This is a genomic window from Kurthia massiliensis (genome assembly GCF_000285555.1).
In the GTDB taxonomy this organism is placed as follows: Bacteria; Bacillota; Bacilli; order Bacillales_A; family Planococcaceae; genus Kurthia; species Kurthia massiliensis.
Window position 1 is genome coordinate 14,300 of record NZ_HE610998.1, and the last position, 25,779, is coordinate 40,078.

Sequence of the window (25,779 nt, forward strand, 5' to 3'; positions counted from 1 at the left end):
TCCGGTTTTTCTTATGCTCATTTGAGAGGGTATTTTTACACTTATGTCCCAGCCTCTTTTTTATAAATTACAATTCAAAACGATTTGTAATGTCATTTAGGTTGCGTGCGACACTATATAATTGTTGCGCTGCATTTTGCATTTGTTCCATTGCTGCCGCTTGTTCTTGTGTAAACGCTGAAACTTGTTCAGAAGTAGCCGCATTGTTAATTGCAATAGATAAAATTTTGTTCGTACTTTCTGTGAAACGTTCGAAGTTTTTCTCCATGTTCAACATTGCTTGTGACATTTGTTCAACTTTTGGTGCAACTTCGCTCGTGCTTTCTAAAATATCATTGAATTTTTCAGATGTTGCTTCTGTTTTTTGACGTCCGCTATCTGCTTCATTTTGAACGATACGCATAATATTGACGGATTCATTCGTATCTTCTTTAATATTCGCTAAAATTGTTGAAATGGATTTCGTTGATTGTAATGACTGTTCTGCTAATTTACGCACTTCATCAGCGACAACAGCAAAACCTTTCCCATTTTCGCCCGCACGTGCAGCTTCAATCGCTGCATTTAATGCAAGTAAGTTCGTCTGTTCTGAAATCGAATTAATAACTTTTAAGATTTCATCTACTTCACTTACTTTGTGAGATAAATTCGTAATGACTTCATTTGAAGTCGCAATGGATTGTTGAATCGTTTCCATTTGTGCAACGTTTTGATGCACAATTTCGGTGCCAACATTTGCTTCTGTTTGCGCTTTATTTGCCATCGCATCTACAGCATTTAACGTATGACCAATTTGCGCAATTTGGTGTGTAACTTCTTGTAAAATTTCAGTATTGTATTCTACTTGTCGTTTCGTATGCTCTGAACCTTCTGCAATTTCAGAAGTTGATTTTGCGACTTGTGTTGCAGCATCAGACGTTTGATCAATTGTATTTGTTAAATCGGTTGATTGGTCTTCAATAACTGTAACTGCTTGTTTTACATCAATTAATGCATGTTGCAAACTGTCTACTGTCGTATTCACATTTTCAACAACTTGACCGATTTCATCTTTCGAATCATACGCAGAACGAACACGTAAATCACCGTTACGTACTACTTCTAACTGATCATTCATTTCGCGAAGTGGTCGTGTAATTAAACGTGTGAAAATAATGCTTAATGTAATTAATACGACATAACCGATGACTAATGTCACGATAATGTTACGAGCTACTTTGTTTGAGTTCGATAAACTATTTTCACTAATTTGAGATACTTGTTTTTCTTTAATTTTATTTAATGCTTGTAAAGAATCGATTAAATCTGAACGCGCGTCACGGACGATGTCTACATATAGTTTATATGCTGCATCCGATTTCCCTGCTAATGCATATTTAATCATTTGATCCTGATTCCCCGTTAATCGATCTACCGCATCATAGAAATTCGCAATTTGCGTACGTTCTTCTTTCGTTAAATCCATTTTTTCATACGTCGCAAAATTTGCTAATACTTCATCAACGCCATCGTTGATCTCTGCATAATATTGCTCACGTTCTTGTTTGTCTTTCGATAGCATCATCTCTACTAAAATGCTATCAATATGTAAGTTTGTTTGTACGGCTGCTGAAATCCAGTTGTTCGGAATAAATTTTTCCTTATAAATGACTTCTGTTTCTGAAGCAGCATTTTTTGCCTGTGTAAAACCATAAATACTAATAACGCCCGAAATGACTAAACTAACAATCATGATTAAAATAAGCTTAGAGCGCACTTTTAGGTTTTTCATAGTTCTTCCCCCTATCGTTCACAATATGTCAATTTTATACTAAAATAAGCACCTATAGAGTTAATTGTTTTTTCAGAATTCATCATTAAGTATTAATATACCATAGGATTTTGTTGTTAATATACCTTGTAAATAAAGGAATATATGTAGGCTTTTATATAAATACCTTCTTATTATATAAAATATAAAAGCATGAAAAAAGGATGATCCTCATGATCATCCTTTTTTCGTGCTTTCTAGCGTTCACAAGCCCAGCCATCTTTGTCGCGGTCCATTTTTGCTTGATAAGCTTTGTGGCCCTTTTTAACGCCGTTTGGATAGTCTTTGCGTAGCTCTGTGCAGTTTTTATATGTTTTCGTTGTTGTTTTTTTAGAAGATGTATTGCTTGATGATTTCTTCGTTGTTTTGAAACCAGAACTTGTAACATACCCTGATTTAGACCAAATGCGTAGCTTTTCTTTTTTCGCTTTTGCTTGAGCATTTAGGTACTTCGCTTTGTTCGTTGTATTTGGCGCGTAAATGTATGCAACACGTGCATAGCCTTTGCGGACAAGATCCATGTTAAGGTCCTTGCCATCTACATATACGTACGCTAATTTACGGCCGTATTTATCGCCCTTGTAGCCTGATTTATCAAAATCGAGCTGAATCTTTTTCGCGTTTTTTAGTTTTTTCTTTGTATAGTTACTCGCTTCTTTTGCATACGGTTGTACAGGCGTATTTGGTTTCACACTTTCTGGTGTGTCGATCAATAAAAAGCGCACTTTAATATTTTTGCCCTTGTATTTGAAAGTTGCTGTGTCGCCATCAGTTGCTTTTACAAGAGAAACCGTATTTAACGTTTTGGCGTTAACTGTTTCTTGTGTTGGCGCGACAGATACCGCTGTAAAAGTAGATAAACCGATTGCGCCGGCCATCATGATTTTGGCTAAGTTGTTGAACTTCATTCTGTAATCTCCTCATTAGAAGTGCTAATCATCAATATAGTGTTTCAAGCGGTTTCGCTGCATGACTTCCGATGAAGAAAATTGGCAAATAAAAATCCTCTTCTTACGCATGTAAGAACAGGATTCAAACGACATGAAATTCGACTGCTTCGACATTTATAAGGATGTTCAGCTTTTCAGCTTCATTTTATTTTTCTAGTTCTTTTAAAAAATATTGTTCGAGTTCTAACCAATCGTTTACACGTGGCTCGTACTCTGTATGCGCATTGTGTGGCGCATTAAACATAATACCTTGTCCAGTGAAGCGATTCAATTGGAAAATAGTATCATCTATTAAATAATCTGCATGTACGCAACTTTTGTCGCCACAGAAAATATAATGATGACGTGGAATGAATGGGAAAAATTGCTGTAACCATTCAAATTTAGCTGTAAATGAAGCAGGTGCTTCCATTGCTGCAGTCGCAATAAATAATTCATAATGTTCGCTTAATCGTTCTGCGACTTCAATGCAGTGTGGCATGACCGGTAAATCTCTAAAAAAATGTCGGATCTTTATAATACGTCTGTAATGCTTCTGGTGCGTGTGGGTCTAATTCAGGTAGACGCTTTCCTTCCACATCTTCTTTCGTATAATTCGTGCCGTAATCTTCATTAAATGTCGTTAAAAATTTCGCGACTAAATCGGCCATTACTTGGTCCATATCAATAGCAATTCGTTTCATCTCTTATCACCCTTTCATTTCTACTTTAAAAGGTTGCAGAAAAATAAGCAACTATTGGTCAAAGATGGAAATGAAAATACCGCAAATTTTTGTCATTTAGCGAAGTTCTGTTAGAATAGTCAATTGAAGATACATATAGATAGGTGGCATCACATGAAACTTCGTAAAAAACAGTATATTCAATGGAGTCTATTATTCATTTTATGTATAGGCTCGATTTATTTCGTTTTTCATAATCATCATTTTTATGATAAAACGATTGGTGAAGTCGTCAAAACGACAGTGATGAGTAAAACGCCAACAACCGATCAATACGATAACAAAGATACGTTGTATACCCAGCGCGTCACATTTGAATTGAAAAATGGAGATAAAGAAGGTCAGCTTGTGACGGTAGATAATGATTACTCCGCTTCTCAAGCAAACGATGATCAATTAAAAAAAGGAACGGAAGCGTTTTTAACGGTCACAGCTGATCAACAATCGTTAAGTGCCACAATCGATGGCATTAAGCGAGATAAATATTTAGCGATTATCGCATGGATGTTAATTCTCGTCTTATTAGCAGTCGGTAAAAGACAAGGATTCTTTTCCATTATTACGCTCGGTGTCAATGCATGCATTTTGTCATTTGCGCTCGACCTTTACATTACGAAAGCAGAACAATCGTTGTTGCTCATTTGTAGTATATGTATGATCATTTTTACCGTCTTTTCATTGCTCGTCGTCAATGGCCTAAATCGTAAAACGATTGTCGCTATTATTGCGACGCTTCTCGGTACGGTCGTATCGTTAGCGATTACGTTATTCGTGTTAAATATGACAAATGAACATGGGTTACGCTATGAAGAACTGCAATTTTTAACACGCCCTTACAAAGTCGTCTTTATCGCCGGTCTCTTTTTAGGTGCGCTCGGTGCGGTGATGGACGTTGCGATTACGATGTCCTCATCATTGTTTAGTTTATATGAAGAAAACCCAACAGTTTCGATAAAAGCATTAATAAAATCTGGAATGGAAATCGGCAAAGATATTATGGGTACGATGACGAACATTTTATTTTTCGCCTATGTAAGTGGTTCGATTCCAATGCTTGTGCTTTACTTTAAAAATGCCGCTGCATTCGGTTATACGTTGTCGCTTAATTTATCACTCGAAATTGTGCGTGCACTCGCCGGTGGGATCGGTATTGTGATTACGATTCCTATTGGCTTATACGTAACGATTTTATTTATTTTAAAAAGTAAGAAGGTGGCTTAATTGAATGCAATCGTTGTATTAGCGCTCATTTTATTTGCACTGATGTTTGCCATCGGTGGAAAAAAAGGGATTCGCTCTTTTATTGCGCTCTTTTTAAACTTTGTTGTCGTCATTTTTGTGCTTTTCTTTATGAACGTGCCGTCACTCAATCCAATCTTTATTACACTTATTGCTTGTGTCATCATTAGTTGTATTAATTTATTTTTCATTAATGAAGTGCACAAAAAAACGAAGACGGCCTTTGTAGCGTCAATCGTTTCAACCATTGTGCTCGTATTTATTATTACGTGGATTACGCAATTTGCTCTCATTCAAGGATTCGGTGAAGAAGAAACAGAAGAATTAGGTGCCTATTCGCTTTATATCGGTATCGACTTTATGAAAATCGCTATCTCGGTCATTATTATGAGTACGATTGGCGCGATTACAGATGCCGCGATTGCGATTTCTTCTCCGATGCAAGAAATGTTTTATCATCAGCCGAATATTGAACGAAAAGCACTGTTCCAATTTGGTTTAAGCATCGGACGCGATATTATCGGCACGAGTATTAATACGTTATTCTTCGCCTTTTTAGGCAGCTATTTAGCATTGCTTATTTGGTTTAAAGATTTATCGTATTCTTTTGCAGAAATCGTCAATGCGAAAATTTTCAGCAGTGAAATGATTACAATTTGCTGTTCAGGCTTAGGTGTCGTGCTCGTTATTCCGATTACCGCATGGATTACCGCATATTACTTTACGCGTACAGCAAAAGCAGCATAATATTTCAGCAATCACCTATGAGGTGGTTGCTTTTTTTATGATACAATCATCGTATGGAAAATTTACAATTAGACCTTTATCCGACAAAGAAAAAGAAATTAGCGGCCATTTTAGCGATGGGCATTCCCGCAATGTTTGAAAACATTTTGCAAACACTCGTCGGGTTTGTCGACACGTTATTCGTCTCAAAAGTCAGTTTAGATGCGGTCACAGCGGTAAGTATCGCCAATGCGATTATCGCCATTTATATGGCTATCTTTATGGCAATTGGTGTCGGTGCTTCGTCACTCATTGCTCGGTACATCGGCGCACAACATCTAGAACGCGCCGTTCAGACGACGAAGCAAGCGACCGTACTTGCACTGATCGCCGGATTGCTATTTGGGATTGTCACGCTTATTTTCGCAGAACCGATGTTACACATGATGGGAGCGACCGATGACGTTGTAACACTCGGCGCAACGTATTTACGTATTACAGGTGTTCCTTCCATCTTTTTAGCTGTCACGATGGTGCTTGCGAGTGTCATCCGCGCAACTGGCGATACGATGACACCGTTAAAAATTAGCTTTGTGCTCAACGTTTTACATATCGGTCTTGACTACGTACTCATTTTAGCACTTGGTTTCGGTGTTGCTGGTGCGGCTTATGCGACAGTCGTTATTCGTGTCATCAATGCGATTTGGCTATACGTCATCGTTCAAAAAAGTATGTTACATTTTGAATGGCGTACTTCAGGAGGACCGATGCAGCAACTCATTCGTTTGTCTACACCTGCTGCTATTGAACGACTCATTATGCGCGTCGGACAAGTCGTCTATTTCGGCTTAATTATTAAAATTGGGACCGATACGTACGCCGCACATATGATTGCTGAAAACATTGAAGCATTCACCTTTATGCCTGGTTACGGTATGGCTGTCGTCGCAACGACATTTGTTGGGGCATGTGTCGGGGCAAATCGCTTAAAAGAAGCGTATGAATACGGCATGCTGTCAACATGGGTGACCGTTGTCGTCATGTCTGTTCTCGGCGTATTAATTTTCTTTTTATGTCCGTGGATGGCGACGTGGTTTACAAACGAACCGTCCGTCATTGCACAAATTGTTACCGCACTGCGGATCGATGCGTTTGCACAACCTGCCGTTGCGATGAGTTTCGTTTTAGCTGGTGCCCTACAAGGTGCTGGGGATACGAAAACACCGATGTATACAACGGCGATTGGCATGTGGGGATTACGGATCGTCGGGGTATATGTACTCGGCATTACATTGAACATGGGCATTGCAGGTGTTTGGCTCGCATTACTCATTGACTTATACGTACGATCTATCTTTTTATATATGCGTTTTCGCAAAACAACATCTTAGGGGGATTTTTAATGCATTACATTATCGCAACAGAAAAAGGCGTTCAAATGATGACGAAAGAAGGACAGTTAGATTTCGATTGGGCACTCCAACAACTCGGTCTTGAAGAACGTAAACTCGTACCTGTCAGTCTAAATGACGTCGTAGAAAACGTCGTACTATTTTGTGATGAATCTGCACAATACGATCAAGAAGGATTCGCATTCCGTATTGCGTCTGATGAAGACAAATTTTCAATGCGCATTTTCGGACCGTTCATTATCACAGCGCTGAACAATGCTGCATCCGATTTCTTCGGCTTATCAGACGAGCAATTAGACATTTTACAAATGAAGTTAACTGTCCAACCGATGGAACAATAATTTGACATCCTGCCGATTTTGGCAGGATTTTTTCGTCTAAAAAGGGTAAAGATGAATGGACACGCTCTTAAAGGAGGGAGCATGATGGCTTTTATTTTTGATTTTGATGGTACACTTGCAGATTCGCGCGAATGTGGGCTTATCGCCACGCGTGAAGCATTTTTCAATTTAGATTTAACCGTACCGAGCGATGAAACGATTACGTATTACATGGGCATTCCGATTGAACAATCGTTTCAGGAGATGGCGCTAGAACCATTGAATGAAACAGATTTTGACGAGTTACTCAAGTTGTTTCGTATTTTATATAAAGAATATGAAGGACAATATGTGAAGTTATTTGACGGTATACCAGAAGTACTGGCACAACTTTCCGAAATAGACGACTGCTTTGTGGCATCAAGTAAACATAGTCGCGTCTTATTGCGTAATTTAGATACACTTGGCATTCAACCATTTTTTAAAGATGTCGTAAGTGCAGATATGGTGACATATTATAAGCCACACCCTGAAAGTATATTTGTCCTTCAAGAACGACATCAGTTCCCCTTACATCGTGCCGTCATGATTGGCGATGCTACGTTCGATCTTCAAATGGGGAAATCTGCGGGTATTCGTACATGTGCTGTCACGTAGGGTAGTCATGACCGCGCTAGTTTATTAGCGGAAGAACCAACGTATATGATGCATGAAGTGAAAGATTTATTGGCATTGAAAACGGTGAACGACTAAGAGGTGGCGAATGCCCCTCTTTTGTTGTTTACGTTCTTTATTGTTACTGGTATAGTCATATAAAGGAGGAGATACACTTTGACATATCAAGTAGACAATTACATACAAGGGCTTCAACAACGTGTTGCAGAGCAATCACATAAACTCATCGCACAATTCGAATATTTAAAAACACTTCGTTTTGCTGATGAAGTAGATCATCTACAAATTATCAGTTCGTTAGGTGAAGAAGAGATTGCTTTTACACTGTTTTCAATGGAAGATTTATTTACAGAGGCTTATGCAGAAGATGATACAAATGGATTTGCGACTAGCCTAGATTTTATTGAGGAATTTGCATTCGATGTACACGATAGCAGCGACGAATTTGAAACATTTTACGAAGACAATGATTTAGAACGTGCTTCTATTCATGTGCTCGGTGATTGGGTTCGCACATGTTTCGAAAAAGCAGATGGACCAGCGATCCCGCTTCCGGTGTACTTCGGCATTCATGATGATATTGAAATGCTCGATTTAAAAAGTGGCAAATGGTTTAATCCAGACGATGTGTCATAAACAAAAAAAGGCTGGGACAAAACATTTCATTTTCCTTTTTAAGCGTTCGCAACAAAAAACCAGAACTTTGCCACAGCGCGATTCTGGTTTTTTTTATGCTCATTTGAGATGCTGTTTTTACACTTATACCCCAGCCTCTTTTTATGTTAATCCTAAACGTTTCATCCGATATTGCAAACTTTGACGGCTAAGACCCAGTTGCTTCGCGGCAAGCGTAATATGATGTTGTGTTTCAGCTAATGTTTTTTCAATAATCACGCGTTCTGCATCTAGCAATTGATCTTTCAATGCTTTTGATGTATCCGCTTCATATTGAACGATTTGAGGTGCCACTTGCTGCATACGGAAATAATACGGCAAATGAATATCATCAATAATCGTTTCATATTCCATTGCGTTCATCGCGGATTCAATCGCATGTTCAAGCTCACGTACATTCCCCTGCCAATGATGTGCCATAAAGTGCGCACGTACCGCTGGCGAAATGGCTGTCACTTCCATTTGTAATAGGTTATTATACTTTTGAATAAACGCCGTAACGAGTTCATCTAAATCTTCTAAACGCTCACGAAGTGGAGGCAACATTAATGTCACGACAGCTAAACGGTAATACAAATCTTTTCGCAATTGCTCCTGTTGAATTAACGCAAACGGATCTTCATTAATCGTCGCAATAACACGAACGTCTACATCTATTTCTTGCAAACCACCAATACGCCTTACCTTTTTTTCTTGCAGTACGCGTAGCAACTTTGCTTGTAAATGTGGAGCTAACGAATTCACTTCATCTAATAACAACGTTCCACCATTCGCTTGTTCAAATAAACCTGGGCGATCCGCTGCGTCAGTGAAGGCGCCTTTCACCGTCCCAAACAAAATGCTCTCCATTAGTGCTTCTGGCAACGCTGCACAGTTTTGCGTAATGAGTGGCTTTTGACGACGGTCACTCGCATCGTGAATGCTTTGCACGAATAACTCTTTCCCTGTGCCTGTTTCTCCAACGAGTAAAATACTCGATGACGTACGTGCCGCGCGCTTCGCTAATTCAACGACTTCGCGTAAGCCACCTGTACGCCCGATAATTTGATCAAAATGAAATGTTGTCTGTTGCGCTTGCTTTTGATGACGCAACAGACGTTCCATTTTCGTGACATCTGTCGCGATTTCTACAACCGCTACGACTTCGCCTTGTGCCATGAGTGGATATGTATTATTCATCGTCATAATTTCACGACCGATGTTGTTATAATATTTTTGTTTTACATTTAAAATAGGTGTTTTCGTTTCTAATACTGTCAACAACGTACTATGTTCATTTTCTTGAAATTGAAAAACATCTTGCACGTTATGATGCAACACATCGCGGACATCCATCGCTTCTAACTGCGACATTTTATCGTTATAGACGATTGTTTGACCATTTGCGTCAATCATATGCACACCGACATTTAACTTTTCAATCGTTTGTAATAATAAGTTTTCCATATGACACCTCCCCATACAACATCATAGCAAAAAAATTTGGCATTTTTCTTATTTTCACTATATTTTTCGCAAAATTTTTATTTTTCTTACTTTAAGGCTTGTTGTTATGACGTCGTTTGATAACTTGGCACAGTTCTTGCATCTATAATTAGTAAGTATATGAAAAGGACGTGATGAAATGAAAACAACATCTATCATTGCAACGACGAATCGATTAGGTGCGCATAATTATGAACCGTTACCGATCGTTATTGAACGAGCAGAAGGTGTCTGGGTATATGATGTCGATGGCAATCGCTATCTAGATATGCTCTCTGCTTATTCAGCATTAAATCAAGGTCATCGCCACCCTAAAATTATTGACGCCTTAATTGCACAATCACAAAAGGTAACACTTACTTCACGCGCTTTTCACAACGATCAACTTGCACCGTTTTATGAAAAACTAACGGCCATGACTGGAAAAACTAAAGTCTTACCGATGAACACTGGCGCCGAAGCGGTGGAGTCTGCGATTAAAATTGCGCGACGATGGGCGTATGACGTAAAAGGCGTCGCTACTGATCAAGCTGAAATTATCGGCTGCCTCGGTAACTTTCACGGGCGTACAATGGGCGCTTTATCGCTTTCGTCAGAAGCGGAATATCAACGTGGCTTCGGACCGATGTTATCCGGTTTCAAAAATGTACCTTATGGCGACATTGAGGCACTCGAACAAGCAATTACGCCAAATACAGCAGCGTTTATCGTCGAACCGATTCAAGGAGAAGCGGGCATTATCATTCCTCCTGCTGGCTATTTAAAAGCGGCGGCACAACTTTGCCAACAACATCAAGTGTTGCTCATTTGCGATGAAATTCAAACCGGTCTAGCACGTACCGGAAAATTATTTGCTTATGAGTGGGAAGATATTGTGCCCGATATGTTACTCCTCGGAAAAGCATTAGGTGGCGGCGTTATGCCCATTTCAGCGGTTATTGCGAACGATGATATTTTAGGGGTACTAAATCCTGGTTCTCACGGCTCTACATTTGGCGGGAATCCGCTTGCTTGTGCGGTCGCGGTCGCTGCGCTAGACGTGATCGAACAAGAACAACTAGCGAATCGCTCACTAGCACTCGGTGATTATTTACAACAACAGTTAACAACCATCCAACACTCAAGTATTCAACAAGTGCGCGGAAAAGGCTTACTCATCGGCATTCAATTAGACCGTGCAGCACGACCATTTTGTGAAGCGCTCATGAAGCAAGGTGTCCTTTGCAAAGAAACGCATGATACGGTCATTCGCTTTGCCCCACCACTAACGATTACACGTGAAGAACTAGATTGGGCCATCGAAAAAATTCGACTTGTTTTTCAAGAAGTTCATGAATAACTGCTAATATAAACATAAACCACCTGTTTCTAGTATGACATGAGAAACAGGTGGTTTTACTTTGCCACTATATAGTGTTTTTACCTATTAAAAATACTTTCAAAGATGTGCTCCTACGAAGAAATGATAAAATGCCATCACTTGAATAAACGCTTTTTTCTCCACACGTTCATTCGTTCTAGCCCATCATCTTCCATCGCAAGCGTTTGTATAACGTCTAAAATGCAATAAAAAAACGACTCCATCAAGAGTCGCTTTTTTTAAGCAATTAATTTAAGGCCAATCACCGACGCTAAGATGAGCGCGATAAAGCATAGGCGTGCAATGCTTTTTGATTCTCCATAGAAAATCATACCGATTAATGCCGCGCCTACTGTACCGATACCCGTCCAAATCGCGTAACTCATACCCATCGGTAACGTTAACATGGCGTATTTTAATAATGAAAAACTAATCGCAAATCCGACAATCATCACAATGAGACCGCGTTTATCACGACGCGCTAACATATTCATGCCATTGACACCGAGTACTTCTGCTAATCCAGCAACAATTAATGCAAGCCATGCCATGTTAAGCCGCCTCCTTTTCACCTGTTACAAGTTTTAAGCCAATGACACCGATCAGTAACGTCGCAATGAATAAAATTTTCAACCAGCTAAACGGCTCGTCTAAAAAAATCATCCCAACCGCGACCGTTCCTGCTGTTCCGATACCGGTAAATACCGCATATACCGTTGCGACGGGCAGTTGCGCAGTCGCCTTCATAATTAAATAGAAGGAAATGACGATTAACGCAATCGTTCCGCCCCATTCTAAAAACGTTTCTGATGCTTTTAAGCCAAACACCCATAATATTTCAACAATCCCTGCTCCTAATACGTACAACCAGTTTTTCATGATCATCACTCCTTTTCAACGCCGCGCCAGAAAACGGTATAACTCGCTTCTAGTCGCTCTTCAGCGCGTGTCGTATCTCCATAAAGCAATTCGACAAATATGCTATCTAACACCGCTAAGTAACTTTTCGCAATGAGTTGCGGTGATAATTGTTTCGTCACATCAGCATCGGCAAACAATGTTGTTGCTAACGCTTCAATATGATCTAAATATTGATGGACACGCTCCATCACTTGTTCATATAAATGTTGGGGTGGAAAGAACATCATTCGTAGCCAAAATTTTGTAGCTTCATTTTGTTGATAACGTTGAATGTAGTGCGTCAATAACTGTTTAAAATCTTTCGGCATTTCTGCTTCAATAAATGCTAACTCTGCTTCTCGACACGCGTCACAAACAGCTAAAAACAATGCATCTTTATTTTTGAAGTGCGTATAAATCGATTGTTTTTTAATACCGACAACATCGGCAATCATCGACATCGAGGCCCCTTCATAACCGTGTTCGGCAAACGTCTTTAACCCTGCTGCCATAATATCCGATTTCGTCATTTGCTCATCTCCTTACGAACGTTCGTCAGTTTATAAATTCATCATAGCACGCGTCACACAATTCGTAAAGGATTTTGCTATAATGAAATGAAAGAGGTGTGATGACATGGAAACATTATTACGTGATATTGCGCAATTTAATCGTGATTATACGAAGTGGCAAAATACATTGACCGATGTTGCATTACATGAAGCGATTCAAGAAGCAAAACGTCTGCATTATGTAATCGGCATTTCGAGTACACTTATCGATGGAGAATGTGAAGTAACATTTTCTGTTGGAGACTTAGTTTTAACAGAAGCAGGACAAGCATATTTAGCCCAAGCATAAAAAAGGAGTTGCAACGTATTTATTGCAACTCCTTTTTTTGCTGTAAAATGATGCGACTAAATAATGATGCGAGTAATTGTTGAAATAACATACCCATGACAACAGGAAGTACGACACTTGATGAGAAATATGTGCTGGCAACGACTGCCCCGACACTAATGTTGCGCATACCACCTGTGTACATAAACGTCGTCATTAAGTCATAACGTTTAAATACATATTTTCCGATGAGTAGTGCTAAGCCATATCCTAATACGGCCATTATGAAAACGGCAAGCATAATTCCTAATAATCGCCACGTAAAATCATGAAATAGCGGTGTCGTGACGCTACCATTCAACATTACGATGAAAAAAATCGACATTTTAGAAAGAGGTGCTAATTTCGGCCCCCACGACGATTTTAAACGTCCCTTTGTCACTTCATTTAACAACATACCAAATAAAGAAGGTAAAACAATCATCCATAATAAGTCGAGCATGAGACCGACATTATCAATATGAATCGTTTCCCCCGCAAATATTTTAAGCGTGAGCGGAACAAGAATTGGTGACAGCAACGTGTCAATTAAAATAATCGTTAACCCGAGTGCTGCCTCTCCTCTGCACATCGAAATCCAAACAAAGCTCGTTACCCCTGTTGGAATGGCCATCGCTAAAATAAAACCGAGTTGGATGTGCGCATCATCAAATAATAAATGAGAACTTCCAATCGCAATGAGTGGCATTAATACGTGTATGTATACGAGGACAGCGATGACGAACAACGGATGCGACAAAAAGGTACGCATACTTTTAACGTTGAGCGACAAACTACTCACAAACGTCATAAATGCAAATATAAATGGCACGAGATAGACGTAATGTGAGATGTGTGAACCGAGCAAAATCCCGACAATCAAACTGACCGGTGTTAAGATCGGCATAAAGCGCTCTACAATATGATTCAATATAGAGAACAAATAATCGTTCCTTTCCTTCAACAATAGTCATTTTTGTAAAATACCCTTTTCTTATTTGAACAGTATACTATTAAAAAAATAGTTCATCAGAAATATTACTGTAAATAGCATTTATGTATGATTTTACAGCGAAAAATATACATCTAATATATTACATACTTTTATAAAAAAGTTATTTTCCTATGAAAATTGTATTGAATGTTAAGAATTGTCAGAATATAATGTAATCTATAGTTACAACAATAATGAATAACAGAGGTGAAGCAGATGGAAGAATTGTTAACGAAAATTAACGACACGCTATGGAGCCCAGTCATGATCTACGGGATTCTTGTTGTCGGCCTTATTTTTACGTTTTTAACGCGCTTTGTACAAGTACGATTTTTCAAAGACATGTTTGTACAATTAGCAAAAGGTGAAAAATCATCCGCCGGTGTCTCTTCTTTTGAGGCAATGGCAATGGCGTTATCAGGACGTATCGGTGTCGGTAACATTGCTGGTACCGCAACAGCGATCGCATTTGGTGGTCCTGGTGCTATTTTCTGGATGTGGGTATTAGGTTTTATCGGTGCTGCAACAGCATACGTTGAATCAACACTTGCACAAATTTACAAAGATGAAAAAGATGGTGTTTATCGCGGTGGTCCTGCATACTACATTTACAAATTTACACAAAAAAAATGGCTCGGTATGATTTTCGCGGTCGTTGGTGTCGCTGCGATGGCCATCTTAATGCCAACGGTTCAATCAAACTCAATCGCTGTCGCAATGGATAACGCTTTTAACATTCCAGCGTGGGTTTCTGGCGCATTTTTAGTTGTATTTATCGGTGTTATTATTATCGGTGGTGTTAAACGTATTGCAACAGCCGCATCTATTATCGTTCCATTTATGGCAGGCGCCTACATTTTAGTGGCAATTATTATTATCATTATGAATGTTGATCAAATTCCAAATGTATTTGGCTTAATTTTCTCAAGTGCATTCGGTGCAAACGAAATGTTTAGCGGTATTTTAGGTGCTGCTATTGCATGGGGTGTCAAACGTGGTATTTATGCCAACGAGGCAGGTCAAGGTACAGGGCCTCACCACGCTGCTGCAGCTGAAGTGTCTCACCCTGTTAAACAAGGCCTTGTACAAGCATTCTCGATTTACTTTGATACATTCTTAGTATGTACAGCAACAGCATTTATCGTTCTATTCACAGGTCAATACAACGTTGAATATGAAAGTGGTCCAAAAGCTGGTCAATTCATCGTAGAAAACGTACCAGGTGTCGAAGAAGGTACACCGTTCACACAAGCAGCGCTTGAATATGCGTTCCCATTAGATGGCTTCGGTTCTGCTTTTGTAGCGATCGCATTATTCTTCTTTGCATTTACAACGATTATGGCGTACTACTATATCGCTGAGACGAACTTAGCCTTCTTCTTAGAAAATAAAACACTGAAATTATCAATTTCTGTGATGCAAGTGATTTTCTTAGCGGGCTTATTCTACGGCTCTGTAAAAACATCAGATGCCGCATGGACGCTTGGCGATATTGGTCTCGGTTTAATGGTATGGGTAAACGTTATTTCCCTACTCTTCCTTGTGAAACCAACGTTAATCGCGTTGCGAGATTATGAACAACAGAAGAAAGAAGGAAAAGACCCAACATTTGACCCTGTAAAACTAGGTATCAAAAATGCAGATTACTGGGAAAAGAAAAATTCAGGCTACTACGATAAATAGCCTCCTTATAAAAAAGTCTCGAAATCATAATGATTTCGAGACTTTTTTTGGTAAAACAAACTATTTTACGCCTGGCACCCAGCCGATATTAGCTTTCATTTTTTCCATTAATGGCGCTGGAATGACATTATCACGTGACATATCCATTTCTGTAATCACTTCTTCGCCTGCTGCGACTTTTTCTACCCAATGCGGTTCGATCAGTAATTCACGACCTAATGCTAGAAGGTCTGCACCTGTTGTCATTGCTTCTTTTGCATCTTCTGGTGAATAAATAGAACCGACACCGATAAACGGTACACGATCGTTAATGACTTGTTTTAAGATTTTAATACGATTATCTTTCTCACCGCTATAGCGACGTGCTTCTGCGCGGAAGTCGCCTAGTGAGATGTGTAAGTAATCTAATGCTTCATCTGCTAAACGATCGACAAGTTGTACGGTTTCATCTAATGTAATGCCGTCTTCTTCTGGCTCTTCTGGGCTGAAACGATAACCGACGATGAATTCGTCATCTGCGTATTGTGCTTTAGCACGATTTACAGCTGCAATGACTTCTAATGGGAATGTCATACGTTTTTCAACAGAGCCACCGAAACGGTCTGTACGTTTGTTTGTGAAGCCTGAGAAGAATTGTTGGATTAAGTACGTATTCGCACCGTGAATTTCAACGCCGTCAAATCCTGCTTCAATGGCGCGACGTGTCGTTTCACCGAATGCTTCGATAATTTCTTCGATTTCTTCTGTCGTTAATGCACGTGCAACACCGCCATCAGCTGCAACAGTTTCACTTGCACTGACGATATCGCCATTTGGTACTAATTCACGTACAGCTTGGCGACCACCGTGATAAATTTGTAAAATCGCTTTTGCACCGCCATCATGAATCGCATCTGCAATACGTTTTAAACTTGCTACATAGTCATCGCTATGCGCAGAAATTTGTCCTGGGAAACCTTTACCACTCGGAATCACATAAGCACACGCAGTAATGACTGCACCGACGCCGTATGAGCGCTCACGGTAATATGTAATTTCTGCGTCTGATACGGTATCATCTGCGTTTGCTGAATAAGTTGTCATTGGAGCCATTACGTAGCGATTACGTAATTTCACGCCGTTTTTCAATGTAAATGGTGTTAAATAAGTTGTCATTTCATTCACTCCTTCTGAAACTAGAGTAAATTGATAGGATTTAAAAGTCAAAGATGATGCTTATAAATAGGCGAAATGCGGTATACCTTCCATAAAAGCATACGAAAGGATGATAAGATGTCCAACATTTTACAAATTGTATCTTTGCTAAAACAATCAAATCGTACAGTCGTTTTAACAGGTGCTGGTATGTCGACAGAAAGTGGCGTACCCGATTTTCGTTCATCAAAAGGTATATGGCAACAAATTGATCCACTTCAAGTCGCAACAGTAGATGCATTAGAAAACGACTATGATACATTCCACCGCTTTTATACGATGCGTCTTCAACAGTTAGCGCAATGTAAACCACATGCTGGTCATATCGCATTAGCACAACTCGAAAAACAAGGTATTATTTCGTTCGTGGCGACACAAAATGTCGACGGTTTTCATACGACAGCAGGCTCTACACATGTGGCAGAACTACATGGCAACATTTACGACATTCGTTGTCATTCATGTCATCAACCGCATACCGTTCAACAGTTCATCGCAAAAGTCCACTGTACATGTGGCGGTTTATTACGACCCGGTGTTGTGTTGTTCGGTGAATATTTACCGGAGGAGGCATGGATTCGGACGTCGCGCGAAATTGAACAAGCAGATGCCGTCATCGTTATTGGTACTAGTTTACAAGTCTCCCCTGTGAACCAATTGCCTTCTATGACACGCGGGAAAAAGATTTATATCAATATGGAAATTAGTCCAAATGCGATTTTTGATGTAATGATTGAAGGCTCTGCGAAAGAAAATATACTTGCTTTACAGAACGTACTAATATAAAAAGGCGCATGCTTTCTAAGCGTGCGCCTTTTTATATAGACTAGAGAGTTTTAATTATATTATTATAAGACAATATTTTGCCGAACATAAGCTTTTGCACATGGATATTTTTATTTTTTTGCACAATCGCATAGCCTTTGCGTGGCGCAATCACTTTCACAGCACTTAACATATCGTCTGACCAAACGCGCATTGGCGCTAAAAATGTATTTGGCGCATATCCTTGTACGTCGTCTTTCATTTGATATAAGCCAAATTCAACATAAAACGTATCGTCTGAAATCGGTATGATTTGCTCGATTACTGGTAACGTCGCTTTTAATTGCCGATCTGTTTTCGGTAAGTAAATATAATCTTTTGCTGCAATCATATCTGCAGGCAATTTGGAGCCTTTGATGTGCACGTCTTGCCAATTCACTGTACGCCCAAATATTTTTTCAATAAGGGGGTCTAGCTGTTTTCTTTCATAACCGATATATTGTTGACCTTCTACTGTTTTAATCGATTGTGCAATATCGGTAAAGTGGACATCAAAGAAGCGTAATGCGCCGTTTGCGATATCTTTTGCTGCGTACAGTGAAATCGTTTTGTCTGTTTGTTTCGACATATCACGATTTTCATGATGTAGTGACAACGCTGCTAAATATGTCATTAACGTCAGTTGATCGTCGTCCGTTATTTTTGCTACGTCATTTTTTACTTGATACGTGTTGCCGGTTAGTTGTTTATACACGTCATCTAATTTTGCATTCGCCACATTGTACGGCACATTCATCGAGACGATACCTTGTTCATTTTTTAGTAGTAATTGCTTTTCTTTATACGACTTTACTGTCTGACTATATTCATCAAGCGTTGGTACTTCATCGGTCACTAAGTTTTTACTATGTTTTGTTGGCGTTTCAGAGCCAATCGGCAATTCAATTTTATAACCTTCATCTGTCGCTAATTTACCATTTTCCACATGTTGAAACGTACTTTCTAAATATTTATAGCCTTCTTTTTCATACGCAACAACATGCCCTAAAAAGTAGTGATCATTCCGCATCATAATCGAACGTTGTGTCGTTTCTGTTACAGCGATTTCTCCGCTATACAATTGCGCTGTGCCTTTGGCGGTAACGCCCCATACTTCCTCTAAATAACCTGTCGGTGTTTTTGACAATAAATAAAGTTCTGGCTGTTTCGTATCGTTAATATTAAATACATCGACGTACATAACGCCCGATTGTTCTTCTGTATCTCGTACGAGTGGTCGGCCTGCCAAGCGTGCGTTAATTTGTTTCGCAAGCGCTGCCTTTTCCGTTTCAGATAGCGCTAGCGTTTCTGTTTGCTGTTCCTTTTGTGGCTTCGTTGTGTGTGTTTCTTCCTCTTTACCACATGCACTTAACAACAACGTCGCAGCTACAATCCATAAAAGTTTTTTCACGTTTATCACCCATTTCAGTATAAACAAAAAAAGCCCGCTTTTGTGCGGACTTTTCCAACTATACGTGCTGTTTCGCGAAGTGTTCAGCTAACGTTGCCATTAAGCCACGTGCTGCAGCTTGCTTCCCAGCGTAAATATCGTATTGACCATCTTCATCAATAATATAATGATCGACGTCTGTCGTATATAAAGAACCCGATTGATTCGCCACCATAAATGACGCTTGAGATGTCGCCATACGCTTTTGTGCGCGTGCGACGAGTTCTTCATTCGTCGCGTCTTCTAACTTAAAGCCGACTAACGTAACGTCTGGATTCCATTGTTTAATTTGTGGCAAAATTTTCGGTGCTTTTTTAAATTTAATAATTGGTGGTTCATCGCTTGACAATTTGCCTGCTTCTTTCACAGGATTTCCTTGTTGATCTAAAATTTCATCAACGAGCCAATCGCTGCCCGCTGCCGCCATAATGACCGCATCAACTTGTTCTGTCGTGACGAAATGCTTAATTTTTTGCCCTAAGTCTTCAATGCCTTCAAATGTGACAAGCAGTAAATTATCTTGTTGGACTGGTTTTTTTGCAAAATAACCATTTAAATAAATAATCGTTGCCCCTAGTGCTTGTGCTTCAGCAGCTAAATACGTGCCCATCGTACCTGTCGCCATATTCGTATGACCGCGTACTTTATCCCATTTTTCTAGCGTGCCCCCGCTTGTAATTAAAATTGTTTTGCCCTTTAAATCAAAAGCCATGCTGCCACCTCTTCTTCAGTTATTTACACTTATTAGTATACCCGAATGTCGTCATATCTTTCTTCTGTTTTCATTAACTAATCTACAGTATTTATTAACTAAAAAGCGAAAAGCTCGCATGAACAACAAAAAAACGCGAAGGTATATGCCTCCGCGTCGTTCAAATATTATTTACTTTTGCTAAATAAGTTCGCTGCTTTTAACGCTGTACGAACAGCTTTACGCTCTAACGTACGTTTTTGGAAGTCGTTTTTCGCTTCTAAGTTGCGAATTTTCACTTCTAAACGACGTTTTTGAGCTTTAAATTTACGTTCTTGCATTTTCTTTTCTTCTTCAACGTATTTCATCCAACGCTTACTTTTATCATTTTGAGATAATGTAAAGAATGATGGAATCGCTTGACGTTTTGGCATATCTGCTACAAGTTTATCGAAATACACATCTTTTGGATCGTTTGTTTCTGTATAAATATGTGGAATTTTATTTTTATTTAAGAAATCAATGTAACGGTCAAAGTTTGCTGGTGCTGCTTTTGAAACCGATTGGAAATCACTGTTTTCAATGACGTCCCAAATTGACGTGTCGTCTGTAATATCTGGTCCATAAATGAAGTTCATATTGTGATATTCAGCAAGTTCGCGCATACGACCATCTTTTGGGATAATAATACTTGGTGTACCTGCTAAAATAGCCGCGACGTTACCATGTAAACGTGCACCGAAGCTTAAATCAGTCGTTTCTAAGAAGTCGTGCCAGCTTGGAACATCTAAAAAGTAGCGCACGCGGTCTTCTTGATACACTGAATGGCTAACCGAGTAAGGATAATTTTTATCTGAGTTCGGTAAATCTGGTCCGCCTAAGTAAGACATACGTAACTCACGTAACCATTGTGGAATGAAATAATGGTTATCAAATTCACGCATGCTACGATCGATGAAGTCTAATACATTGTCAGGTGATTTCGGTGAGTTGTTCACAGAAATAATCGATTGTGGCGTAATATTCGTATCGCGCACAAGTAATTCACGACCATTCATATACATTGAAGGACAGCCAATTGCCATATGGTCTGTACCTTCTTTAAAGCCAAGACCTGTTAAGTAATCTGCTGTAATTTGACCACGTACACCGACGATTTCAGATTTATTTAACACCGCTTTTACGAAATTACGAACGTCATCATCAAAGACATATTTTTGTCCAGGCTTTGGTTCGAAGTCTGTGCTTAAACCGACACCAATTACGTAAACAGGAATTTTCAGGCGGTTAATCAGTTGTGTATATGCACGTAACTTGGGCGCAAATTTTTCACGGAATGCATCCGCTAATGGGATAATGTAACCGTCATAATGTTCATTAATATAGTCTGCTTGCTTTGGATTAATTTTATAATAATCCGGTGTAATTTTGACATCCTCTTTCATTAACGTACGGAAAATACTATATGCATATACTAAGTTCCCTACGTTACTACCGATTGAGTTGTTTGCTGCCATATACGCAGCATCAAATGTATCTAGCGGTGATACCCCAGCGCGAATTAAAAAATGCTTCATATGTAAATCCTCCTATTGTTCATTTATGTCATAATTCTTCTATTCTATTATAATAATGTACCCCTTATCAATCACATTAAACGTTGTTAACAAATTTGTTTTATTGTCATATAAGACTCTTTTATTGTAATATATTTGTAATATTAGTGTCCATTGGAAACACATGTGTAACATTCGTCATTTTTATGCGCTTTATAAAAGGTTTATGCTATGATATGAACAGTATGTTATGAGGAGTGAACGATTTGAATATACCGACTTTTCGCATCGCTACTTTAGAGGACTTACCGACAATTGTAGCGATTTATAACTCGACCGTCGCAAGTCGTATGGTGACAGCTGACTTAGAACCTGTTTCTATCGAAGACCGCACACCATGGTTTTATGCGCATGATCCAGCAAGACGCCCTCTGTGGGTAATGGAATTAGACGGGCATATTTGTGGTTGGATTAGCTTACAAGATTTTTACGGTCGCATCGCGTATAACGCAACGGCTGAAGTAAGTATTTATTTAGATGAAAATTATCGTGGTCACGGCCTCGGTAAACATGCCATTGAATTCATTTTACAATCATGCCCTACACTACATATTGAAACGTTATTAGGATTTATTTTCGGGCATAATACACCGAGTATTCAACTATTTAAACATTTTGGTTTTGAACAATGGGGCTTTTACCCACAAATCGCAGAATTAGATGGTGTGAAACGAGATTTAGTCATTTTTAGGTAAAAAAAGTATAACAAAAAGCAGCCACCTTTGAAGTGACTGCTTTTTGTTATTGTTCTTTTTTCAACATCTTCATTGCATCATCAAATTCTTGCTCAATTTCATCGTTACGTTTGTATGTCATTAAGCTGACAACGATAGCAACGATAAACGCTAGGAAGAATCCTGGCACGATTTCATACAACATACTGCTAAGCGACTCAATAGAACCCCAAATGTATGCGACAGCCGCACCTACGATCATACTGCATAGCGCGCCGATATTTGTAAGTTTACGCCAGTAAAGTGATAATAAAATGATTGGACCAAATGCTGCACCGAAACCTGCCCATGCAAAGCTCACAAGTTTTAAAATCGTTGCATTTTGTTCCCATGATAAATAGAAAGCGATGATCGATACGACGAGTACCGCTAAACGTCCCATTAATACATAATGTTTATCTGATGCGTTTTTATTGAATACTTTTTTATAAATATCTTCGACAAGTGCTGATGATGTCACGATTAATTGAGATGAAATCGTACTCATTACTGCGGCCAAAATCGCTGCAAGCATAACGCCCGCGACGAATGGGTGGAAGAAAATTTGTCCAAGTGAGATGAATACCGTTTCTGGATCTTTTAACGTCAAATTGTTTTGTTTAAAGTAAGCAACACCGACAAGCGCAGTGGCGATGGCGCCGAATAAACTTAAAAACATCCAGCCAATACCGATGCGACGTGCTTGTTTCGTTTCCTCAACGCTTGAAATCGCCATGAAACGTACGATAATGTGCGGTTGACCGAAGTAACCTAGACCCCATGCTAAGTTTGAAATAACGCCCGTTGCTGTAGCGCCTGCGATTAAGCTTAGCATTTTAGGATCGACTTCTTTGATTGTATCAATCGTTTGTCCGATACCACCTGTATAATAAAGCCCTACTGCTGGTACAGCGATTAATGCTAAAAACATCGTTAAACCTTGAATAAAATCTGTGTAACTAACTGCTAAGAAGCCACCAAATAATGTATACGCTACGACGACACCTGCTACAACCCAAAGACCTGTATGGTATGAGTAGCCAAATGAACTTTCAAAGAATACCCCACCTGATACCATCCCAGATGATACGTAAAACGTGAAGAATACTAAAATAATGACACCTGATACGATACGCAGTAATTGCGTACTATCTTTTAGTCGACTATCTAAGAAACTTGGGATTGTAATTGCGTCCCCTGATACTTGTGTATAAGCGCGAAGGCGTGGTGCGACGATGCGCCAGTTTGTATAAGCACCGACCGTTAAACCGATGGCAATCCACCCTTCTACTAAACCAGATGCATAAATTGCACCAGGCAAGCCCATTAATAACCAACCAGACATATCGGCTGCACCGGCACTTAACGCTGTAACGGTTGGGCCAAGTGAACGTCCACCGAGCATATAGTCTGTTAAGTTCGTCGTGCGGCGATATGCATACCAGCCAATTGCAAGCATCGCAATCATATATAAGAATATTGCGATTAATTGATATCCATTGTCTGACATCCTGTTTCCTCCTTTTTATTATGTTCGTAAAATAAATGCATGATAAATGTATGTCCGCCCATATTATGTCACGAAAAAAGGATTTTGCAAATGCAAAATCCTAATGCTTATTTTTCGAACTTTTTTAGGCGATACTGCAAACTTTGTCTGCGCAAATCCAATGCTTTCGCTGCTTGCGAAACGTTGCCATCAAATAACTCTAACGCATTTTTAATGTAATATTCTTCCATTTCCTGCATAAAAATATGTAATGGTCGAATATCTTGTTTCGACGTTACAACGATATTTTGCACCGGCAATACATCTTGCTCATGCTGCACTTTCCATCTGAAAGACATCGGTAATTGATCAAAGTCAATTTGACGCTCTGTCGTAATCGTACCGGTCGTTTCATCTAACAACACTTCAAGCTCTTTTAAATTTCCCGGCCAATCATAATCGTTAAAAATTTGCGCAACACGCGCCGACAATCCTTCTAACTGACTGCCCGTATTTTCACGATAACGCTTAAAGTAATCGATTACAAACGGTTCGATATCTTCTTTTCGTTCACGCAATGCAGGCATGCGAATACAAACAGATGCAAAGAAGTAATAGAGCTCTTTCGACAATTGACCATTGCTAATTAAATCAATCGGATCTTCTCCGACCGATGCAATAAACTGATTCCCTTCGTGATGCTTTTCAAACAACTCTAACAACTTTTTTTGACCGTCGAGACTTAAATATTCGAGACGCTCACAAAAAATCGTTACGGCTCGCTTTTCAGCAAATAATGCTTCGATTTGTGATAAAAGCGCTGTTTCATCATGTCGACAAATCAATGTGATAAACTGCTCCGTCTTCGGTGTAGACGCATGATGAATCCCTTCAGCAATCATATCTTTCCCAGTACCAGACTCCCCGTACAACAATACTGGCATGCGGTTTTGCGCAGCCATTCGCGCTTTCTCGATGACGCGGGCCATCTTTTTAGAAATCGCGGTAATCGTTTCAAACGTTAACGGCTTACCGTAGCGACGCAGTGGTTGATAAGCTAGTAATTCGCGCTCGGTAATATCGCGGGTAATTTCAACCGCACCGATTAATTTCTTTTGTTGATACACTGGTGTTAAATCTGAAAGCGTCACAAACTCTTCACCTGTCTTTAACCAGTAGTTTTGTCGGTGATTTTTAATCGGTTGCTCCGTTTTTAACACATGATAAATTAAACTGTCATGTCCGCGTGCATCTAGCGCTTGCTCCATAATTTCATCGCTTGATATACCTTTTAATTGACGCATTTTTTCATTGTAAATAATCGTCTTTCCTGACACATCGACCGCATGAATCCCCGCTTCAATATTGTTCGCAATGTAGCGGTACATCTCTTGTAGCTCCGCATTTTTCATAGCGTCACATTCCCTTCCATTAAACCCTTTATGCCAAATGAATTGCTTTCATTTTACACAATTTTACGAATAAAACGCAAAATTTTTATGCACTACTCATTTTATATTCTCTTCTATTATAACCTATTCCATTTTGAGCATACTTTCATTTTTGTAAAATACCGAAAATCGTGCAACGAAGCATATATTTTGACGTTGTAAATCAAAAGCGTTATAGTAAGGATGTGAACGGAATAAAAGGTCAGACCTCTCACATCTGAATCACTTTTCCGAACGCTGACATAGGCAGCAACATCGAGAAGCGTAGGAAAACGAATAAATAATGTCGCTGTAAGTCAGCTAATTATGACTTAGGAGGCGCTTATAATGAGCAAATTTCAAAATATTAAAGTAAATGATAAAGTAATCGTGGAACATGGTCACCGTACATTAATCGGTACTGTGACAAGTGTTGGTGCAAACCAATTATCCATTCATACAACAGACGACCGTCTATCTACTTATCATGTCAATGATATCGAAGCATTAGCGATCTTATTAGATCCTGTTGCATAACTTAAACATTTAATCTACTCGATCT

The 25,779-nt window shown here is 39.3% G+C and carries 27 protein-coding genes; 12 read left to right on the forward strand and 15 right to left on the reverse strand.

From position 1 onward, the window contains the following. Window positions 1-67: 67 nt before the first annotated feature. The 4 genes from KMHG_RS07650 to KMHG_RS19545 form a co-directional block, all read right to left on the reverse strand. Window positions 68-1,771 carry a methyl-accepting chemotaxis protein gene (locus KMHG_RS07650; RefSeq protein WP_010288444.1) on the reverse strand — a complete coding sequence of 568 codons (1,704 nt, stop codon included), beginning with the start codon at window positions 1,769-1,771 and terminating at the stop codon, window positions 68-70. 236 nt (window positions 1,772-2,007) lie between these two features. Continuing rightward, window positions 2,008-2,718, reverse strand: coding sequence for a thermonuclease family protein (locus KMHG_RS07655; RefSeq protein ID WP_010288445.1), 711 nt, complete (start codon window positions 2,716-2,718; stop codon window positions 2,008-2,010). Window positions 2,719-2,905: 187 nt separating this feature from the next. Further along, a complete protein-coding gene (locus tag KMHG_RS19540) occupies window positions 2,906-3,241 on the reverse strand; it encodes a 5' nucleotidase, NT5C type (protein WP_010288446.1) in 336 nt (111 codons plus the stop codon). 13 nt (window positions 3,242-3,254) lie between these two features. Beyond that, window positions 3,255-3,443, reverse strand: coding sequence for a 5' nucleotidase, NT5C type (locus KMHG_RS19545; protein WP_010288447.1), 189 nt, complete (start codon window positions 3,441-3,443; stop codon window positions 3,255-3,257). A gap of 153 nt (window positions 3,444-3,596) precedes the next feature. Between KMHG_RS19545 and KMHG_RS07665 the strand changes: the two genes are divergently transcribed. From KMHG_RS07665 to KMHG_RS18350, 6 genes are all read left to right on the forward strand, one after another. After that, on the forward strand, window positions 3,597-4,703 hold the full coding sequence (locus KMHG_RS07665) for a YibE/F family protein (protein ID WP_010288449.1): 1,107 nt from the start codon (window positions 3,597-3,599) through the stop codon (window positions 4,701-4,703). Further along, on the forward strand, window positions 4,704-5,468 hold the full coding sequence (locus tag KMHG_RS07670) for a YibE/F family protein (protein WP_010288450.1): 765 nt from the start codon (window positions 4,704-4,706) through the stop codon (window positions 5,466-5,468). A 53-nt stretch (window positions 5,469-5,521) separates the two neighbouring features. Next, window positions 5,522-6,838 carry an MATE family efflux transporter gene (locus KMHG_RS07675; RefSeq protein ID WP_010288451.1) on the forward strand — a complete coding sequence of 439 codons (1,317 nt, stop codon included), beginning with the start codon at window positions 5,522-5,524 and terminating at the stop codon, window positions 6,836-6,838. Window positions 6,839-6,849: 11 nt separating this feature from the next. Continuing rightward, window positions 6,850-7,200: a hypothetical protein gene (locus tag KMHG_RS07680; protein WP_010288452.1), complete on the forward strand. Its 351-nt coding sequence runs from the start codon at window positions 6,850-6,852 to the stop codon at window positions 7,198-7,200. Window positions 7,201-7,284: 84 nt separating this feature from the next. After that, window positions 7,285-7,836 (forward strand): HAD family hydrolase, encoded by a 552-nt coding sequence (locus KMHG_RS17500; protein ID WP_010288453.1) that lies wholly within the window; start codon window positions 7,285-7,287, stop codon window positions 7,834-7,836. A gap of 174 nt (window positions 7,837-8,010) precedes the next feature. Further along, window positions 8,011-8,490, forward strand: a complete 480-nt coding sequence (locus KMHG_RS18350) for a hypothetical protein (protein WP_010288455.1) — start codon at window positions 8,011-8,013, stop codon at window positions 8,488-8,490. A gap of 141 nt (window positions 8,491-8,631) precedes the next feature. Here the strand turns inward: KMHG_RS18350 and KMHG_RS07695 are convergent, their stop codons facing one another. Continuing rightward, window positions 8,632-9,975 carry a sigma-54 interaction domain-containing protein gene (locus KMHG_RS07695; RefSeq protein WP_010288457.1) on the reverse strand — a complete coding sequence of 448 codons (1,344 nt, stop codon included), beginning with the start codon at window positions 9,973-9,975 and terminating at the stop codon, window positions 8,632-8,634. Between the two features lie 178 nt (window positions 9,976-10,153). Here KMHG_RS07695 and KMHG_RS07700 point away from each other — a divergent pair, with 178 nt between their 5' ends. After that, a complete protein-coding gene (locus tag KMHG_RS07700) occupies window positions 10,154-11,353 on the forward strand; it encodes an ornithine--oxo-acid transaminase (protein ID WP_010288459.1) in 1,200 nt (399 codons plus the stop codon). 260 nt (window positions 11,354-11,613) lie between these two features. Here KMHG_RS07700 and KMHG_RS07705 read toward each other — a convergent pair whose 3' ends face one another. Genes KMHG_RS07705 through KMHG_RS07715 form a run of 3 tightly spaced genes read right to left on the reverse strand, consistent with a single transcriptional unit; the run spans window position 11,614 to window position 12,804 of the window. Beyond that, window positions 11,614-11,925, reverse strand: coding sequence for a DMT family transporter (locus KMHG_RS07705; protein WP_010288468.1), 312 nt, complete (start codon window positions 11,923-11,925; stop codon window positions 11,614-11,616). A gap of 1 nt (window position 11,926) precedes the next feature. Next, window positions 11,927-12,253: a DMT family transporter gene (locus tag KMHG_RS07710; RefSeq protein ID WP_010288469.1), complete on the reverse strand. Its 327-nt coding sequence runs from the start codon at window positions 12,251-12,253 to the stop codon at window positions 11,927-11,929. Between the two features lie 5 nt (window positions 12,254-12,258). After that, window positions 12,259-12,804, reverse strand: coding sequence for a TetR/AcrR family transcriptional regulator (locus KMHG_RS07715; protein WP_010288470.1), 546 nt, complete (start codon window positions 12,802-12,804; stop codon window positions 12,259-12,261). Between the two features lie 106 nt (window positions 12,805-12,910). Between KMHG_RS07715 and KMHG_RS07720 the strand changes: the two genes are divergently transcribed. Further along, window positions 12,911-13,135: a hypothetical protein gene (locus KMHG_RS07720; protein ID WP_010288471.1), complete on the forward strand. Its 225-nt coding sequence runs from the start codon at window positions 12,911-12,913 to the stop codon at window positions 13,133-13,135. Window positions 13,136-13,154: 19 nt separating this feature from the next. Here KMHG_RS07720 and KMHG_RS07725 read toward each other — a convergent pair whose 3' ends face one another. Next, window positions 13,155-14,060 carry a bile acid:sodium symporter family protein gene (locus tag KMHG_RS07725; RefSeq protein ID WP_010288473.1) on the reverse strand — a complete coding sequence of 302 codons (906 nt, stop codon included), beginning with the start codon at window positions 14,058-14,060 and terminating at the stop codon, window positions 13,155-13,157. Window positions 14,061-14,363: 303 nt separating this feature from the next. Between KMHG_RS07725 and KMHG_RS07730 the strand changes: the two genes are divergently transcribed. Continuing rightward, entirely contained in the window at window positions 14,364-15,830 is a 1,467-nt protein-coding gene (locus KMHG_RS07730; protein WP_010288475.1) for an alanine/glycine:cation symporter family protein, read from the forward strand. Window positions 15,831-15,890: 60 nt separating this feature from the next. On the opposite strand, the gene KMHG_RS07735 is transcribed toward KMHG_RS07730, so the two are convergent. Continuing rightward, window positions 15,891-16,985 carry an NADH-dependent flavin oxidoreductase gene (locus KMHG_RS07735; RefSeq protein ID WP_010288477.1) on the reverse strand — a complete coding sequence of 365 codons (1,095 nt, stop codon included), beginning with the start codon at window positions 16,983-16,985 and terminating at the stop codon, window positions 15,891-15,893. A 117-nt stretch (window positions 16,986-17,102) separates the two neighbouring features. On the opposite strand from KMHG_RS07735, the gene KMHG_RS07740 reads away from it, so the two are divergent. Continuing rightward, window positions 17,103-17,810, forward strand: a complete 708-nt coding sequence (locus KMHG_RS07740) for an SIR2 family NAD-dependent protein deacylase (protein WP_010288478.1) — start codon at window positions 17,103-17,105, stop codon at window positions 17,808-17,810. A gap of 40 nt (window positions 17,811-17,850) precedes the next feature. Here the strand turns inward: KMHG_RS07740 and KMHG_RS07745 are convergent, their stop codons facing one another. The 3 genes from KMHG_RS07745 to KMHG_RS07755 all read right to left on the reverse strand — a co-directional run bounded on the left by KMHG_RS07745 (window position 17,851) and on the right by KMHG_RS07755 (window position 21,546). Further along, complete coding sequence (locus KMHG_RS07745) at window positions 17,851-19,239, reverse strand: hypothetical protein (RefSeq protein ID WP_010288482.1); 1,389 nt, start codon at window positions 19,237-19,239, stop codon at window positions 17,851-17,853. Between the two features lie 58 nt (window positions 19,240-19,297). Further along, complete coding sequence (locus tag KMHG_RS07750; protein WP_010288484.1) at window positions 19,298-19,990, reverse strand: phosphopantothenoylcysteine decarboxylase domain-containing protein; 693 nt, start codon at window positions 19,988-19,990, stop codon at window positions 19,298-19,300. Window positions 19,991-20,157: 167 nt separating this feature from the next. Further along, on the reverse strand, window positions 20,158-21,546 hold the full coding sequence (locus KMHG_RS07755; protein ID WP_010288486.1) for a polysaccharide pyruvyl transferase family protein: 1,389 nt from the start codon (window positions 21,544-21,546) through the stop codon (window positions 20,158-20,160). A 245-nt stretch (window positions 21,547-21,791) separates the two neighbouring features. Here KMHG_RS07755 and KMHG_RS07760 point away from each other — a divergent pair, with 245 nt between their 5' ends. Beyond that, the gene (locus KMHG_RS07760) at window positions 21,792-22,280 is read left to right on the forward strand and encodes a GNAT family N-acetyltransferase (protein ID WP_010288488.1); all 489 of its coding nucleotides are present in this window, start codon (window positions 21,792-21,794) and stop codon (window positions 22,278-22,280) included. 46 nt (window positions 22,281-22,326) lie between these two features. On the opposite strand, the gene putP is transcribed toward KMHG_RS07760, so the two are convergent. Both putP and KMHG_RS07770 read right to left on the reverse strand, forming a co-directional pair. Beyond that, the gene (putP, locus tag KMHG_RS07765) at window positions 22,327-23,808 is read right to left on the reverse strand and encodes a sodium/proline symporter PutP (protein ID WP_010288489.1); all 1,482 of its coding nucleotides are present in this window, start codon (window positions 23,806-23,808) and stop codon (window positions 22,327-22,329) included. 107 nt (window positions 23,809-23,915) lie between these two features. Further along, window positions 23,916-25,199, reverse strand: a complete 1,284-nt coding sequence (locus KMHG_RS07770; protein WP_010288490.1) for a sigma-54-dependent Fis family transcriptional regulator — start codon at window positions 25,197-25,199, stop codon at window positions 23,916-23,918. Between the two features lie 366 nt (window positions 25,200-25,565). Between KMHG_RS07770 and KMHG_RS07775 the strand changes: the two genes are divergently transcribed. Next, window positions 25,566-25,754: a hypothetical protein gene (locus tag KMHG_RS07775; protein ID WP_010288491.1), complete on the forward strand. Its 189-nt coding sequence runs from the start codon at window positions 25,566-25,568 to the stop codon at window positions 25,752-25,754. The last annotated feature ends 25 nt before the right edge of the window (window positions 25,755-25,779 follow it).

Bases quoted from the DNA above. Each gene is read 5' to 3' on its own strand.
- KMHG_RS07775 (WP_010288491.1), top strand. From the start codon at position 25,566: ATGAGCAAATTTCAAAATATTAAAGTAAATGATAAAGTAATCGTGGAA.
- KMHG_RS07725 (WP_010288473.1), bottom strand. From the start codon at position 14,060: ATGCCGATCTTAACACCGGTCAGTTTGATTGTCGGGATTTTGCTCGGT.
- KMHG_RS19540 (WP_010288446.1), bottom strand. From the start codon at position 3,241: ATGCCACACTGCATTGAAGTCGCAGAACGATTAAGCGAACATTATGAA.
- KMHG_RS07655 (WP_010288445.1), bottom strand. From the start codon at position 2,718: ATGAAGTTCAACAACTTAGCCAAAATCATGATGGCCGGCGCAATCGGT.
- KMHG_RS07740 (WP_010288478.1), top strand. From the start codon at position 17,103: ATGTCCAACATTTTACAAATTGTATCTTTGCTAAAACAATCAAATCGT.
- KMHG_RS07675 (WP_010288451.1), top strand. From the start codon at position 5,522: ATGGAAAATTTACAATTAGACCTTTATCCGACAAAGAAAAAGAAATTA.
- KMHG_RS07700 (WP_010288459.1), top strand. From the start codon at position 10,154: ATGAAAACAACATCTATCATTGCAACGACGAATCGATTAGGTGCGCAT.
- putP (WP_010288489.1), bottom strand. From the start codon at position 23,808: ATGTCAGACAATGGATATCAATTAATCGCAATATTCTTATATATGATT.
- KMHG_RS07710 (WP_010288469.1), bottom strand. From the start codon at position 12,253: ATGAAAAACTGGTTGTACGTATTAGGAGCAGGGATTGTTGAAATATTA.
- KMHG_RS07680 (WP_010288452.1), top strand. From the start codon at position 6,850: ATGCATTACATTATCGCAACAGAAAAAGGCGTTCAAATGATGACGAAA.
- KMHG_RS07665 (WP_010288449.1), top strand. From the start codon at position 3,597: ATGAAACTTCGTAAAAAACAGTATATTCAATGGAGTCTATTATTCATT.
- KMHG_RS07720 (WP_010288471.1), top strand. From the start codon at position 12,911: ATGGAAACATTATTACGTGATATTGCGCAATTTAATCGTGATTATACG.
- KMHG_RS07650 (WP_010288444.1), bottom strand. From the start codon at position 1,771: ATGAAAAACCTAAAAGTGCGCTCTAAGCTTATTTTAATCATGATTGTT.
- KMHG_RS07730 (WP_010288475.1), top strand. From the start codon at position 14,364: ATGGAAGAATTGTTAACGAAAATTAACGACACGCTATGGAGCCCAGTC.
- KMHG_RS07695 (WP_010288457.1), bottom strand. From the start codon at position 9,975: ATGGAAAACTTATTATTACAAACGATTGAAAAGTTAAATGTCGGTGTG.
- KMHG_RS07735 (WP_010288477.1), bottom strand. From the start codon at position 16,985: ATGACAACTTATTTAACACCATTTACATTGAAAAACGGCGTGAAATTA.
- KMHG_RS07705 (WP_010288468.1), bottom strand. From the start codon at position 11,925: ATGGCATGGCTTGCATTAATTGTTGCTGGATTAGCAGAAGTACTCGGT.
- KMHG_RS07715 (WP_010288470.1), bottom strand. From the start codon at position 12,804: ATGACGAAATCGGATATTATGGCAGCAGGGTTAAAGACGTTTGCCGAA.
- KMHG_RS17500 (WP_010288453.1), top strand. From the start codon at position 7,285: ATGGCTTTTATTTTTGATTTTGATGGTACACTTGCAGATTCGCGCGAA.
- KMHG_RS07770 (WP_010288490.1), bottom strand. From the start codon at position 25,199: ATGAAAAATGCGGAGCTACAAGAGATGTACCGCTACATTGCGAACAAT.
- KMHG_RS07750 (WP_010288484.1), bottom strand. From the start codon at position 19,990: ATGGCTTTTGATTTAAAGGGCAAAACAATTTTAATTACAAGCGGGGGC.
- KMHG_RS19545 (WP_010288447.1), bottom strand. From the start codon at position 3,443: ATGAAACGAATTGCTATTGATATGGACCAAGTAATGGCCGATTTAGTC.
- KMHG_RS07755 (WP_010288486.1), bottom strand. From the start codon at position 21,546: ATGAAGCATTTTTTAATTCGCGCTGGGGTATCACCGCTAGATACATTT.